The sequence below is a fragment of the Sphingomonas sp. genome, assembly GCF_041661825.1.
Taxonomy (GTDB): Bacteria; Pseudomonadota; Alphaproteobacteria; order Sphingomonadales; family Sphingomonadaceae; genus Sphingomonas.
In genome coordinates this window covers 889,621-903,927 of sequence record NZ_JBAZTU010000002.1, presented here as the reverse complement: position 1 = coordinate 903,927, position 14,307 = coordinate 889,621, and the positions used below count along the sequence as shown (strand labels likewise).

General features: G+C 65.7%; 11 protein-coding genes. 3 read left to right on the top strand and 8 right to left on the bottom strand.

The genetic code is table 11. The annotated features are described in order from the left end of the window. Positions 1–26: 26 nt before the first annotated feature. The 3 genes from WC729_RS11565 to WC729_RS11555 are packed head-to-tail and all read right to left on the bottom strand — an operon-like array spanning position 27 to position 4,290. Entirely contained in the window at positions 27–1,292 is a 1,266-nt protein-coding gene (locus WC729_RS11565) for a peptide MFS transporter (RefSeq protein ID WP_372852757.1), read from the bottom strand. Then, positions 1,289–2,302 carry a dipeptide epimerase gene (locus WC729_RS11560; protein ID WP_372852755.1) on the bottom strand — a complete coding sequence of 338 codons (1,014 nt, stop codon included), beginning with the start codon at positions 2,300–2,302 and terminating at the stop codon, positions 1,289–1,291. The genes WC729_RS11565 and WC729_RS11560 overlap by 4 nt, the downstream gene beginning before the upstream one ends. Beyond that, complete coding sequence (locus tag WC729_RS11555) at positions 2,302–4,290, bottom strand: serine hydrolase domain-containing protein (RefSeq protein ID WP_372852753.1); 1,989 nt, start codon at positions 4,288–4,290, stop codon at positions 2,302–2,304. Before WC729_RS11555 ends, WC729_RS11560 begins: the two co-directional genes overlap by 1 nt. A 121-nt stretch (positions 4,291–4,411) precedes the next feature. On the opposite strand from WC729_RS11555, the gene WC729_RS11550 reads away from it, so the two are divergent. Continuing rightward, complete coding sequence (locus WC729_RS11550; RefSeq protein WP_372852751.1) at positions 4,412–5,107, top strand: helix-turn-helix domain-containing protein; 696 nt, start codon at positions 4,412–4,414, stop codon at positions 5,105–5,107. A gap of 32 nt (positions 5,108–5,139) precedes the next feature. Then, the gene (locus tag WC729_RS11545) at positions 5,140–6,333 is read left to right on the top strand and encodes a dipeptidase (RefSeq protein WP_372853315.1); all 1,194 of its coding nucleotides are present in this window, start codon (positions 5,140–5,142) and stop codon (positions 6,331–6,333) included. Between the two features lie 6 nt (positions 6,334–6,339). On the opposite strand, the gene WC729_RS11540 is transcribed toward WC729_RS11545, so the two are convergent. Beyond that, complete coding sequence (locus WC729_RS11540) at positions 6,340–6,810, bottom strand: Lrp/AsnC family transcriptional regulator (protein ID WP_372852749.1); 471 nt, start codon at positions 6,808–6,810, stop codon at positions 6,340–6,342. Positions 6,811–6,904: 94 nt separating this feature from the next. Between WC729_RS11540 and phhA the strand changes: the two genes are divergently transcribed. Continuing rightward, entirely contained in the window at positions 6,905–7,768 is an 864-nt protein-coding gene (gene phhA / locus WC729_RS11535) for a phenylalanine 4-monooxygenase (protein ID WP_372852747.1), read from the top strand. Between the two features lie 297 nt (positions 7,769–8,065). Here phhA and WC729_RS11530 read toward each other — a convergent pair whose 3' ends face one another. The 4 genes from WC729_RS11530 to WC729_RS11515 all read right to left on the bottom strand — a co-directional run bounded on the left by WC729_RS11530 (position 8,066) and on the right by WC729_RS11515 (position 14,303). Next, a complete protein-coding gene (locus WC729_RS11530) occupies positions 8,066–9,691 on the bottom strand; it encodes an amidohydrolase family protein (protein ID WP_372852745.1) in 1,626 nt (541 codons plus the stop codon). Between the two features lie 46 nt (positions 9,692–9,737). Then, the gene (locus WC729_RS11525) at positions 9,738–11,693 is read right to left on the bottom strand and encodes a serine hydrolase domain-containing protein (protein WP_372852743.1); all 1,956 of its coding nucleotides are present in this window, start codon (positions 11,691–11,693) and stop codon (positions 9,738–9,740) included. Positions 11,694–11,713: 20 nt separating this feature from the next. Next, positions 11,714–13,198, bottom strand: a complete 1,485-nt coding sequence (locus tag WC729_RS11520) for a serine hydrolase domain-containing protein (RefSeq protein ID WP_372852741.1) — start codon at positions 13,196–13,198, stop codon at positions 11,714–11,716. A 64-nt stretch (positions 13,199–13,262) separates the two neighbouring features. Beyond that, positions 13,263–14,303, bottom strand: a complete 1,041-nt coding sequence (locus WC729_RS11515; protein ID WP_372852739.1) for a DUF1611 domain-containing protein — start codon at positions 14,301–14,303, stop codon at positions 13,263–13,265. Positions 14,304–14,307 lie beyond the last annotated feature (4 nt).

Here is a 14,307-nt window from a genome sequence, read left to right as displayed (position 1 = left end):
GAGTATTTGTCCTGATCAGAGAACTGTCAACCTAATTCGGCCCGTACGCGAACGCGTCGCTCGGATCGGTCTATCAGCAGCAGCATCGCGGCCGAGGCGAGCGCGACGGCGGCCAGGATCGCGAAGAATTCGGCGTGGCGGGTCCAGCTCCATAGCGTGCCGACAAAACCTGCCGCGAGACTGCCGGCGAAGCTCGCGAGGAACCAGGCGGCCACGGTCGTCGACCCGAGGCCGCGCGGCGCAAGGCGCGCGAACAGCCCGAGCCCCGTCGGCAGGATGTGGAGCTCGCCCAGCGTCAGTAGGACGAAGAACAGGACAAGCCACAGCCAGTGCGCGGTGTCGCCCACCGCTGCCAGCGCGGCTAGCAGTAGGAATGCCCCGGCAACGATTGTCGCGCCGACCGCCATCTTGCGCGCAGGGCGCTCCTCCGTCCCGGCTGCGGCGCGGCGGCGCCACAAGGCGAGCAATGGCGGCGTCATCACCATCACCAGCAAAGGATTCAGCGACTGGAACCATGTCATCGGAATGATCGCCGTGCCGGCATGCCGATCGACGCCGACGTCCGCCCATAAGGGCAGGGTGTTGCCGACCTGCTCATACGCGCCGCGAAAGACCGTGACCGAGAGCGCGATTGCAGCGAGCAGCAGCAGGGTCTCTCGCGGGAAGGACGCGCGCGGCGCATCCCGTTTCGGGAGCGGCGGTGCCTTTGCTTGGGCAGGAAGGTAGCGCTGCCCCCAGATATAGACGCACAGCCCGGTCAGCATCCCAATGCCGGCGAGGCCGAAGCCCCAATGCCAGCCGTAAAGTTCCCCGACCGTGCCGCACACCAGGGGAGCCAGGAATCCCCCGATGTTCACCCCGACATAATAGACATTGTACGCCCAGCCGACCCGAGGATCGCCCGGCTGGTAAAGGTCGTCGATCTGGCTCGGCAGGCTCGGCAGGAACAGGCCGTTGCCCAGCGCGATCGTCGCAAGTGCCGGATAGAACAGCGCCTCTGACGCCATCATGAAATGGCCGGCGGCCATCACGAGCCCGCCGGTGATGATCGCGCGGCGCTTGCCGAGCCAACGATCCGCGATCAGGCCGCCGATGATCGGCGTGAAATAGGCGCAGGCGGTATAGGCGCCGTACACCACCGATGCCGGGGCCTGGGCCATCATCAGCTGCTTGGTCATGTAATAGATCAGCAGCGCGCGCATGCCGTAATAGGAGAATTGCTCCCACATGTTCGTAAGGAACAGGATCGTCAGCCCGCGCGGCTGGCCGAACCAGGTGGGCTGGTCGTTCATGCCGCGACAGGCTCTCCCGCGCCCCATATCTCGGGCCCGGCGTAGAGCATGCCGTCCGCATAGGTGACCGAGGGGCTTCGATCTTGTGCGAGAAAGGTCGGGCCATCGAGATCGACCAGATCGGCCGATTGCCCGAGGATGAAGCCGGTCGCGGTCGCAAGGCTGGTGCCGATCATCGTGCCGACCATCACGCCGAGCCCGAGCCGCCTTGCTTCGGCCGCCATCAGCAACCCCTCGGTGAGGCCGCCGCACTTGTCGAGCTTGATGTTCACGACATCGAAGCGCCCGACGGCGCCCGGAACATCCGCGAGCGACAACAAGCTCTCGTCGCCTGCGAGCGGGATCGGCGAGGAGAAACCGTCCAGCTCCGCCTCACGTCCGCGTGCCAATGGCTGTTCCAGAAGGGAAACCCGGTGCTCGACAAGCCCGGCGACGAGCGACGGCAGGTCGTCACGGACGAAACCCTGATTGCCGTCGACGCCCAGCCATATGTCCGGCCGTGCCGCGCGGATCGCCGCGACCCGGGCGAGATCGAGATCCACGGTGCCCGTCAGCTTGACCTTGATCGACTTCGCATCGGCATAGGCGATCGCCCTGGCTGCCATCGCCTCGGGCGTGTCGGCGCTCACGGTGAAGGTGGTGACGATGGGACGCGGCGGCGCGTCCAGCCCGGCCAGCGCCCATACCGGCCGGCCACTTCGCGCCGCCTCCAACTCCCACAGTGCGGCATCGATCGCGTTGCGCGCGCCGCCGGGGGGCAGAACCCCCCTCAGCTCTTCGCGGGTCAGCCCCGCCTCGACGGCGCTGCGCGCATGCTCGATTGCCGAGCGCATATTGGCCAGATCGTCGCCGAGATAATAGGCGCCCGCCGCTTCCCCGCGACCGCGGTGGCTGCCGTCGTCGAGGGTGACCACGAGCACGTCGGCGGTTTCGAAGACATAGCCTGCGATGCGGAATGGTTGCGTCAGGTTCAGTGTGTCGGTGGCCACGCTCAGCGAAAGGCGCGCCATCAGTAGTTCACCGTCATTGCGAGCAGGCTGTAGGCCGAGGCGGTGTAGAGCACGATCAGCCCCGCACCGAGGACGATCACGCTCCATATCTTGCGTGCCCAGCCGCGACCGTCGCGCCAGGTCAGCCAGGCGTTCCAGGCAGCAATGCCGACCATGCCGACAAAGATGATGGCGCCGCTGATCTGCAGGAACCACAACAGGGTGTCGGCGCTTGCCGTCAGCATGCTGATGTCGCCGAACAGCACCGTGATCGCTGCCATCCAGCCGCCCAGTACCGCCAGCACCAGCAGCGCCATGATCCGCGTCGCGCGATACGCTTTGAGCGCCTGGCCCGTCACCGCGATCGGCGCGGCATAGCGCCGCCGGATCAACCAGCTCACCGGCCAGTAGAGGACGGTCAGCAACAGCGCCGCTAGGCTCGCATAGAGCGCTGGGAGCAGCCAGCCGGCCGACCGGATCGCCGGTACGCGGTCATAGACCATGAAAGGCGAGATCAGGTCGAAGCTCCACCGCACGACCTTGCCGTCGACGACCTTGGCGGCCAGCCGGTCATGTCCGTTATGATCGCGCCACACGAACGGCGCGATCTCGTCCCACACGATCACCGCCCCGCCCGGGCCCTTGAGCGCCGGCACCACCAGCCTGCCCGTGTCGTCGACGGTGATGTCGACCTGACCGACCAGATTGAGGATATTGATGAAGTTCGAGACCGACCGGCGGCTGACTTCCCAATGACCGACCATCATCCGCGCATGTTCAGCCGCGGTCTTCGCATCGACCCGGCCGTCGCGCCCGGTCGACGGGAAATAACGGTCGGCGAAATCCTGGAACAATTGCCCACGCACCACATGCGCCGCGCCCTCGCGTCCGGCGCTGTTGAACGACACGTAGAAGCCGACATGATCTGCCATGAAGAGATGCAGCGAGGTATGGAAGTGATTGGTGTCGCCGAGATGGGCGATCACTTCGCGCCCATTGATGTTGGTCTCGAAGAAGCCGAGCTCCATGCGGTTGAGCGGCGGGATCAGCGACATCGGATTCACCCGGTCGAGCGGGCTGTTGTGCATCATCGCCGCAGTTTCGGGCTTGAGGATGCCCCGTCCGTTGTCGAGATGCGCGATCATGAACCGCGCCATGTCGAGGCCCGAGGATGACAGCGATCCTGCCGGTGCCGGACCGACGAACTCATAGCCTTTGGCGGGGAGCGATGCCTGGTCGTATCCCGTGGACATCAGCGGCTGCAGCGTCTTGGGCAGTGGCTGGCGGAAGCTCGAATGCTGCATGCCGAGCGGGGCGAAGATGCGGCGCTCGACATAGTCGTCGAAGGGCACGCCTGACACGCGCTGAACGACATAGCCGGCCAGGGCGGTCGCCCAGTTGGAATAATCGGGCGTGGTACCGGCATCGAAGATCCGCGTGGGGACCCAGCGTTTGAGGTAGGTCTCGAGCGACGTGTTGATCTTCGGGTCGTAGAAGATGATGTTCTTGAGCACTTCCTCGAAGCCGCCGGTATGCGTCATGATCTGGCGCATGGTGACCGGCTTGCCGTTGCGGGCGGGAATCTTGAAATCGATATAGGTGTTGATGTCCTGATCGAGATCGATCTTGCCCTCTTCCACCTGCTGCATCACCGCCGTCCAGGTGACGAGCTTCGACGTGGATCCCGGCCTGAACAGCGTCGCCGCCGGGTCGACCGGGCGCCGCTTGGCCATATCGGCATAGCCATAGCCGCGCGCCGCGATCACCTGCCCGTCCTTGACGACCGTCACGACCGCGCCGGCGATATCGCCATTGTGGAGCGCGTAGGGCAGATAGCCGTCGAGCCAGGTGCTGACATCGGCACCCGTCAGCTCGTGCGCGCCAGCCGGCGCCGGGGCGGTCGCTGCGACCACCGCAGGGGCGGGCGACGGTGCGGCCACCGGTTTCTGCGCGGTCGCGATCCCGCCGATCAGCGCGACCGCGATCACGGCCAGCTTAGCCAAACGCATCGACCGTCTCCCCTTATCCGTTGCGGAGCCGTCCGAGTTTCGGTAGCATCGGACAATTGTTCCAATTGGGATTGTTTTATCCTGATTGGAGATATCGTCAATGACCTGAGAAAGGTTTTCCTTGTCGACTCCTTCACCGACCCTTGGTGCCCTGTTGCGCGGCCTCCGTGCACGCGAGGGCTGGACGCTCAAAGAGATGAGCGCGAAAACCGGCATTCCGGTATCGACGCTGTCGAAGATCGAGCATGACCGCCTGACGCTTACCTACGACAAGCTCCAGTTGCTCGGGCAGCGGCTTGGACTGCGGATGTCCGAACTGTTCGCGGAGACGGACGAGGAGCCGGCCCAGCCAGTCACCGCGCGTCGCAGCCTGGGCGATGTCTCGCGTTCGGTGCGCGTCGAGACGCCCAATTACGATTATTATTATCTCTGCACCGAGCTTCGCCGAAAGCGCATGATCCCGGTGATCACGAAGATCCGCGCCCGGTCCGCAGAGCAGTTCGGCGACCTCGTTCGTCACACGGGCGAGGAGTTCCTCTACGTCCTGAGCGGCAAGATCGTGGTGCACACCGAATTCTACGATCCGGTCACATTGGGCCCGGGGGAGGCGCTGTATATCGATTCGAGCATGGGCCACGCCTATCTCGCCGCGGAGGATTGCGACGAGGCCGAGGTGCTGGCGGTGATGTCGAGCGCCGAAGAGGAATTGATGGAGTCGCTGCTCACGCTCCATGAAGAACAGCGCCAGGGCGCCGTCGCGGCGAACGACGGTGTCGATGTGCCGGGCGCGGCTCGTCGTGTCAGGAAGAGCCGTTGAAGCGCTCCCTCTTCCTGTTGTCCGCAGTCGCGATGCTCGCGGCGCCGACGGCATCATTGGCACAGGACTATACCGCCCGTGTCGCGCGCATCCTGAAGACGACGCCGCTGATCGACGGGCACAATGACTGGCCGGAGGCACTGCGCGAACGCGAAGGGGACGCGCGCTGGACGGCCGATCTGACCGATCTTTCAGGGCGCCCCGTACGCTACAACACGGACATCACGCGGCTGCGCAAGGGGCTGGTCGGCGGCCAGTTCTGGTCTGTCTGGGTCTCTCCCACGCTCCCCGGCAAGGAGCAGGTCGAACAGACGCTGGAACAGATCGACCTCGTGAAGTCGATCGCCGCGCGCTATCCCCAGACCTTCACCATGGTTCGGACCGCCGACGAGGTCGTCCGTGCGCATGCGGCGGGTCGGATCGCGTGCCTGATCGGCGTCGAGGGCGGGGGGCAGATCGACAACAACCTGTCGGTCCTGCGCAGCTATGCCGCACTCGGTGCCGGTTACCTCACGCTCACGCATTCGCGGGCCATCGAATGGGCGGATTCGGCGACGGACGATCCCAAGCATAATGGCCTGACCGACTTTGGACGGTCGATCGTGCTCGAGCTCAACCGGCTCGGCATGCTGGTCGATCTCAGCCATGTGAGCGAGGCGACGATGCGCGACGCGCTCGCCGTGTCGAAGGCGCCGGTCATCTTCTCGCATTCGAGCGCGCGGGCGATCGACGACCACCCGCGCAATGTTTCCGATGAAGTCCTCAAGCTGGTCCGCGTGAATGGCGGCGTCGTGATGGTCAATTATGCGCCGGCCTATGTGTCGGACGCCTATCGCCGCTGGTCGGCGGATTCGATGGCCGAAAAAGCCCGGTTGAATTCACCGCCCTATGACGGGCTCGACATCGGGCAGCCCGAAAAGGCGAAGGCCGATTATGCGCTTTGGCTGAAGGGCCATCCCGCGCCGCGCGTGACCCTGTCCGAGGTGGCGGATCACATCGTGCATATCGCCCAGGTGGCGGGTGTGGATCATGTCGGGCTCGGGTCCGATTTCGACGGCGTCGGCGATGCGCTCCCGGTCGGGCTCGAGGACGTCGCGACGTACCCGGCGTTGCTCGCGGAACTGATGCGCCGGGGCTGGAGCGATGCCGATGTCGCCAAGGTCGCCGGCGGCAACGTCCTGCGCGTCATGAGGGGCGCGGAGCGCGTCAGGGACGGTCTTCGCTAAGCGGCGTCAGACGGGAAGGGCGGTCGTGTATTTCGTCATCGACAAGGCGAAGTGCGACGAACCGCCCGCGACCGACGGATGGCCGAGCAGCGTCTGCATCAGGAACTGATTGTAGCCGGCGACATCGGCCACGACGACGCGAAGCAGATAGTCCCAGTCGCCGGACATCGAGAAGCACTCGACGATCTCGGGGCGCCCGTCGACGAAGCTTTCGAACTCCTGTCGCGCGCTGAGCGCGTGGTTGTGCATGCGGATGTTGCACAGCACGTTCACGCCCCTGCCGATCGACGTCGGATTCACCAGCCGCACCGTGCCGACGAACACGCCGGCGGCCTCGAGCGCCTTGATGCGGCGCCAGCAGGACGCGGCTGACGCACCGACTTCTTCGGCAAGATCGGCATGGCTGAGCGTCGCGTCCGCCTGCAGGCGTGCGACGATTCGCCGGTCGATGGCATCGAGTCTATGGTCTGATTTCATACTATTGCATTATCGCGTAATTCTGTTTCACGGACAATGGCATTCGCGCGAAGATAGAGAGGAAATTCCGGCTGAGTCATGCGATTTGTCTCACATGGCCCACGCAGAACTCACCCGCCCCGAAGGCGCCGCTTCGGATTGGACGATCCCCCAGCGATGGGACGCCTATACCCCGCAGGAGCATGCGACCTGGGACGCGCTGTTCGCCCGCCAGGCCAGGATGCTGCCCGGCCGCACAGCGCCGGAGTTCCTGCAGGGCCTCGATGTCCTGCGTCTGTCGAAGCCGGGCATTCCGGATTTCGAAGAGCTTTCCGACCGGTTGATGAAGGCGACCGGATGGCAGGTGGTTGCGGTGCCCGGCCTGGTTCCCGACGATGTCTTTTTCGATCACCTGGCCAACCGGCGCTTCGTCGCGGGCAATTTCATCAGGCGGCCCGATCAGCTCGATTATCTGCAGGAGCCGGACGTCTTCCATGACGTGTTCGGCCATGTGCCCCTGCTCGCTGATCCGGTCTTCGCCGACTATATGCAGGCTTATGGAGAAGGTGGCCGGCGTGCGGCCGCGCTCGGCGTCATCGACAGGCTGGCGCGGCTCTATTGGTATACGGTCGAGTTCGGACTGGTCCGCTCCGGCGAGGGTCTCCGCCTCTATGGTGCCGGGATCGTTTCGTCCTTCACTGAGTCCGTCTTCGCCCTGGAGGATCCGTCCCCAAACCGGATCGGCTTCGACCTGAAGCGACTGATGCGCACGAAATATCGCATCGACGATTTCCAGCAGAATTACTTCGTCATCGACAGCTTCGAGCAACTGCTCGACCAGACGCTCAACACCGATTTCGGTCCGCTTTATACCGAGCTCGACGGGCAATCGGATATCGAGATCGAGGCCATCCTGCCCACCGATCGCGTCTTCACCTACGGGACCCAGGCCTATGCGCGGGCGAAGATGCCGGCATGACCGTCATCCTCGCCTGGCCGGGCGCTCCTCGCTCCTGAATCCGCGAGTCCAGCACGCAACGCCGCTGGTTCTTAATTAAGCATTTGATATACAACTATATTATCACGATTGGCTCGATAGGGCGGTGGCGGGAGATATGGGACATGACGGTGTCCCATATCTCCGCCGCTCGGCTCCTCAACCTGTCGCTGGCGCTGATTCAACCATGAGGCAGGATAGGGCATGTACCCCTTGCCGGGCTTGCACCGGCTCGCTCTTTTTTATTGTCGGATCAGCAATGCTCCGCTGTCCGGAAGATCAGATACCGGGGCAGGGGTGGCGCAGCACCGCGCCGCTTCGCGAGCCGGTCGGCTGACCCTTTGCGAGCGCGAGCGCCCCGTTGACGATCACCTCGCCGATGCCGTCGGGCGCGGCGGTCGGCGCCTCATAGGTCGCGCGATCCCTGATCGTCGCGAGGTCGAACACGACCAGGTCGGCACGCATGCCTTCGCGCAGCAAGCCGCGGTCGGCCAGTCCCAGCCGCTGCGCTGGCCAGGAGGTCATCTTGCGGATCGCGTCGGGTAGCGTGAGCACTTTTCGCGCAACCACATATTCGGCGATGATGCGCGGGAAAGTGCCATAGGAACGTGGGTGTGGGCGCCCCTGAGCCTCGGGATCGACCGTGCTGTCCGATACGGAGGCATCGGTGCCGATGCTCACCCAGGGCTGCTTCATCGCCAGGTCGATGTCGCGGTCGTCCATCATGAAGTAGAGCGCGGACGCGCGCGCCGGCAGCGCGCCGAGCCAGATGTCCCAGGCGGCATCGGCCGGGTCCTTGCCCAGCGCCGTGCCGATCTCGGCGAAGTTCTTGCCGTTGAAGCGCCGATACTGCTCGGTCTGGCCGCTCGCCAGCACGACGTTCTTCCAGCCGCCCGACGCATGGACGAGGTTCGACCAGTCGGGCTGCGGCCCGGCCGCAAGCTCCTTCTTGAGTTGCACGCGCACCCTGGGATCGCGGACTGCCGCATAGGCGGCGTCGCGGCCCTTGGCGAAGACGTGCGTCGGTACCGTCACGTCGAGCCCGGTGCCGCCGGCGCGATAGGGATAGATGTTCGCGCCGACATCGACACCGCGAGCGCGTGCCGCCTCGATCCGTGCGATCGCCTGCGGCATCAGTTTGCCCCACAGAGGCGCATAGGCCGCCTTGATGTGGAAGATCTCGACCTTCGCGCCGCTGCGCTCGCCGATCGCGACGGCCTCGTCGATCGCGGCGAGCAGCTGGCCGCTCTCGTCGCGCATGTGCGTCGCATAAAAGCCGCCGCACTTGCCCGGAATCGCCGCGAGCCGCGCGAGGTCGCCGGTCGATTGGAAAGTCGCCGGGGAATAGATGAGCGCGGACGAAATGCCGAAGGAACCGGCTTTCATTGCCGCGCGGACTTCGCCTTCCATCGCGCGGAGCTGGTCTTCACTCGGGCTCCCGGCGCCGTCGCCCATCACTTTCTCACGCGCTTGGATCGCGCCGTAATAGGTGCCGAAATTGACCGCGATTCCTTGTCGCTCGAGCGTGCCGAAATAGCCGGAGAGCTCGCTGGCGGGCACTGCGGTGCCGCCTTCTCCGGCGATGAGCGTGGTCACCCCCATGCGCAGCTTGCTCGCCGCCGATCCGTCGCGCAGGAGGGTCTTCCCTGACTGGTCGAGCATGTCGATGAAGCCGGGTGAGACATAGCGCCCGCGCGCGTCGATCTCCTGCCGCCCCGCTTCCTGGATCACGCCGATACGAGCGATGCGGCCGTCCCGGATGGCGACGTCGGCGGTGATCCAGGGATTGCCCGCCCCGTCGAGCACCCGGCCGCCGCGAATGACGATGTCATAAGCGGGGTCGGGTGCCGGCGCGGCGGCGCCCGCCAGCAACGAGATAAGGACGAGCGCGATCGAGCGGGTCATGCGGGTTTCCTTGAACTGGCGGATTCAGGCTTTTGCGGGAGAACCCTCAATCCTCGACATAGACATACTGGGTCTGCTGGCCGTCGTTGATCGTCAGCGTCCGCTTGCCGCCCCTGGTGCCGACAAGCGCATCGACGCCGATATTGCCCGGGCCGACCGAGATGATCGACATGGTGCTATCGGCATTCTTGCGGGTGGCGATCGGGCCTTCGACGAAGCCGGCCTTGATCCACTTCTGGCCCGCCTTCTCGCTGACCGTGATCTGACCGACGCTCGGATGGCTATAATGGCCGGCAAGGTTGCCGAGCACCGCGGTATCGCCTGGATAGGTCAGCCGGCTGCGGCGTGCCTGCGCCTGGGACTTGCCCCGCGCGGCCGCGGCGGCGACATCGCGCTCGGCTTCGGGCTGTCCGTCATAGAGGACCTCCATCAGGCGACGCAGGACCGGGCCGAACAGCTGCGCGCCCGGATCGGCATTGGTGAGGATCACCAGGCCGACGCCGGATTCGGGAAGCGCATACCAGTTGCTGTGGAAGCCGAGCAACGTGCCGCCATGGGTGACCACCTGAACGCCCCAGGCATCGCGCTGAAACAGACCCATGCCGTACCAGCTGTCCGGGCCGACCTGGACGCCCTTCTTGCGACGCTCGACCAGATTGGCTTCACTCACCAGCCGTTTGCCTTCGGGCGTCACGCCCTTGCCCAGCTCGAGCTGGACGTAGCGGACCATGTCGGCAGTGGTCGAGAAGGCTGCACCTGCAGGGCGATAAGGATAGGGCGCCGCGTTGAAGTCGTTGGACATCCTGGTCACCCGTCCGTCGATGTCGAGGCCGTGCGGCGATGCCCAGTTGCCCGCCATGCCCTTGGCATAGTCGAACGTGCTGTCCTTCATGCCCAGCGGCTTGAAGATCTTCTCCTCCATTGCCCGGTCATAGGCGGCGCCGAATTCCATCTTCGGGTAAAGGAGGTGCCCGGCGACATAGCCCGCCGCCGAGGCCATCTGATTGTTATACTGGAACAGATCGCCGAACTTGCTGGTGGGCATGGTGGCAGCGAGCTGCGTGAAGGTAGCCGCGGCGGGCGCACCCTTGTCGGCGAGGATGAAGCCATAGTCCTTGCGCGGCAGACCGGTGCAGGCACAGACGAGATGCCTGACCAGCACCGACTGGGTGACCTCGTCATTGCCGAGACGGAACTGCGGATAGAGATCCACGACCTTCTCGTCCCAGCGCAGCTTGCCTTCGTCGGCCAGCACCGAGAGGAGCAGGGTGGTAAGCCCCTTGGTGTTCGAGGCGATCATGAACTTGGTGTGCTCGTCGACCTTCTCGGGCGAGCCGAGCGCGCGCACGCCGATGCCGCCCTGCCAGACCACTTTGTCGTGATCGATCAGGGCAAAGCCGACACCCGGCACTTCCAGCTGACGGGCGCTCTGCTCGACGAAGCTGCGCAGCAGCTCGACGCGCTCCGGGGTAAGCCGCTTGGCGACCTTGCCCGCGAAGGTCTCCTGCCGATAGCCGGCCGGGCGCAGGCCGGCCTGCACCACGGACATTGCCGCCGAGCGCTTGGCGGCGGTCCCCGCTGAGCCGTCGACGATCAGCACGGTCCATGTCGTCCCCTTGCGCAGCGCCAGCGCGGAGCGCGTGGCGCGCTCGGTCGGCAGCGTTTCATAGGCGACGCTCACGCGCTCCTCCCAGCCGTCGCCCGGAGGGGCCGCCGTCGTGAGCCGCGGGGTCGGCGCACCGGTGGGACGGTAGATCGACCATGCCTTGGCGGCGGCTTCCTTCGCGTCGGCGACACCGCCGACATCGATCACCGCGAGCTTGAGGTCGCCTTCGGGTGAGGCGAACACGATCACCGGACCCTGGATCGTCGCGGTCCAGTCCTTGGGCTGGACATATTGAACTCCCGCCGCGGTTTTGCCGGGCGTGTCGGCAGTCGCGGCCGCCTGCGCATAGGCGGCAACGGGCGCGCAGGTGAGCGCAAGCGCGATCAACAGCTTCATGACGTGCTCTCCTCGGTCGGTCAGGGCTGAACCAGATGGTAGGCAGTGTGCGGCTGGGAGCTGAAGGACAGGCGCCGGTGCCCGTCCTCGCCGTAGAAGCGCAGGCGCTCATAGGGTCCGCCGGCGCGAGCGCCGGTCACCTGTTCGAACAGCAGCGGGCCGATCCGTTCCCAGTAGGTAGTGCGGCCTTCGCTGGTGACGGCGACCGCATCGGCGCCGGCGGCGACAACCTTGAGGTCGCGTTCGGGATTGGCCGGCTTTGCATAGTCGCGCCGGTTGCCGCGATAGGCGCCGAGCGGCAGCTTCTCGCTCGCCGGCGCGGCGACGCGCGGTGCCGATGCCAGCGGGAACAGGCGGCCGATCAGTGCCTCGGTCAGCTCGGTGCGGCCGCCATAGCTGCCCTGGCCGCCGGTTTCCGAGACGAAGAATCCAAGCCCGGCCTCGGGCGCGAGGATCATGTTCGAATGAAAGTCACCGGTGTTGCCGCCATGGCCAACAAGCCGCGGCCCCGCCTTGCGGACGACGAAGAAGCCGTGCGCCATGCCGGGCAGGTCGGGCGCGTTCGCATGCGAGTCGCTCATCAGCAGCCGGACCGATTCCGGCTTGAGGATGCGCGCCTTGCCCAGGCTGCCGCCGTTCAGCATCGCCATCATGAACTTCGTCATGTCGGGCGCGCTGCTCGTGCCGGAGCCGGCCGGCATGATCATGCTGAATAGCTCGAACGGCTGTGCGAGCAGCTTGCCATCCTTGTACCGGTATCCAGTCGCCATGCGCGGTGCCAGCGCGGGCGGCAGGGGCTCGCGGAAGGTCGTCGACTGCATGCCGAGCGGCGCGAAGATATGCCGCTCGACATAGTCGGGAAATTTCTCACCCGAAACCTGTTCGACGATATAGCCGGCCAGCGCCGCACCGTAATTGGAATAGGAGACCTCGGTGCCGGCCGGCCACAGCCGCTGCGGGATATGGGTCTTCATCCACTCGCGATAGGGCACCAGCTTGTCGAGCGACGGCGCGGTGATCCCGCCGACATCGCTCATGCCCGGCGTGTGCGAGAACAGGTCGCGCACCCGGATCGGCTTGCCTTCGAACTCGGGAATCTTGAAGTCTAGATAGGTGTTCACATCGGCATCGAGGCTGACTCGGCCAAGCTCGACCTGCTGCAGCAACGCGGACCAGGTGAACATCTTGGAGACCGATCCCGGCCTGAACAGCGTCTGTTGCGCATCGACCGCAACACCCTTGTCGACATCGGCGAAGCCATAGCCGCGCGCGAACAGCACCTTGCCGCGATAGACCACGGTGACGACCGCGCCGGCCACTTCGCGCGTGGCGATCTGCTGCGCCATCACGCCATCGACGAACTCGGCGAGTCCGGCGATCCGCGCCGCGGGAACGGCATAAGTGGTGGCGGGCTGTGCCTGCGCGATCGCGGCGGGAGGCAGGACTGTCGAGCCGAGCAATGCAGCGGCAACTGACGCACGGCGCAGGGCCGAGAATCGGGTCATGAAAGGTCTCCCGGACGAATGAAGCTTGAAGAATCCGCGGCGCGGAGAGGTGCTGCGGCAATGGTCATGCGAGACAGCTGTCGACAAGCGCGTCGAACGCTGGACCGCCGCGGATCGGATCGGCAACCGGCAGGCCGAGTCGCCAGCTCTCACGAGCCATCAGCGCGACCGCTTCCTCTTCTTCCAGCGCTGACGTGTTGAACGCAAACCCGCCGCAGCGGATTGCGGGGTTGGTCCGGCGACCGAGCAGGAAGGTCAGCTCGACGATCTCCTCAATGCTGGTCAGCTGGTAGCCGGCCGTACCCAGCATCTCGGTGCGTCCGGGCTCATGGCAGACCACGAACACGTCCGGCTGGCTGCCGTGGAGCAGACCGAGCGACACTGCGGCATAGGAAGGATGGGTAATTGCGCCCTGGCCTTCGATCACATCCCAATGGTTGGCGGGCGCGTCGGGCGAGAGCAGTTCCGCGGCACCTGCCTCGAAGTCGGAGACGACGGCGTCCATCGGGATCCCGCCGCCGGCGATCATGATGCCGGTCTGCCCGCTCGCGCGGAAGTCCGCTTCCACGCCGCGCAGCTCGAAGGCGCGCGCCAGCGCCAGCGCGGTGTATTTCTTGCCCAGCGCACAATCGGTCCCGACGGTAAGCAGCCGCTTGCCGCTGCGCTTGCGCCCCGTCGCGATCGGGATCTGTGTCGGCGGCACGCGTACGTCGATCAGCCGCCGGCCAAGCCGTCGCGCCGCGTCCGCCAGCTCCGGGATGTCGGCGAGGCGCATGTGCATGCCCGCGATCAGGTCGAGCCCTGCCTCCATCGCCTCGACCAGCGAGGCGCGCCAGCTCGGCGGGATCACGCCGCCCTGGTTGGCGACGCCGATCACCAATGCGCGCGCGCCGCGTGCGCGCGCCTCGGCCGGAGTCAACGCGTCGAGGCCGGTCGTGACCGTCGCGCCCGCGAGCCGCAGCTCGCCGACGCATTTGTCCGGTGCCCAGTCCCTGAGTCCGAACGCGGTCTTGGCGAAGCCCGGGATCGTGGTGTCGCCCAGGAACAGGACATAGGGCTGGGGGAGCGTGAGCGCCCCGACCATGCCGTCAAGGGGTGCATTCATCGCG